The sequence below is a fragment of the Micrococcus sp. GbtcB5 genome, from assembly GCF_019091605.1.
GTDB lineage: Bacteria > Actinomycetota > Actinomycetes > Actinomycetales > Micrococcaceae > Micrococcus > Micrococcus luteus.
The window spans coordinates 1-235 of record NZ_JAGXJK010000499.1 but is presented as its reverse complement, the minus strand read 5'-3'; the positions used below and the strand labels follow the sequence as shown (position 1 = coordinate 235).

The following is a 235-nucleotide window of genomic DNA, read 5'->3' as shown; positions in this document are numbered from 1 at the left end:
CCGGACCTGGGAGATAGCTTGCATGTCCGACCACACCTCCACCCCACCAGTCCTCCGCATCGACGTCGATCGCGCTGTGCGGGACCTCGTGCAGCTGGCCACCCGCGCCCGTCGCGACGCCGACACGGGGATGCGCCTGCACGTCGTGCATGAGGCAGGGCGCTCCCGCACCACGATGCTCGCACAGTGGGACTCCGTGCTGCAGCCGGCCGGGCTCGGAGACGGGGAGCCCGTC

1 pseudogene is annotated in these 235 nt (G+C 71.5%); it reads left to right on the top strand.

Annotated features, from left to right (window positions below):
- Positions 1–22: 22 nt before the first annotated feature.
- A pseudogene (locus KVS67_RS13245) lies at positions 23–235 on the top strand (hypothetical protein); the annotation flags it as partial.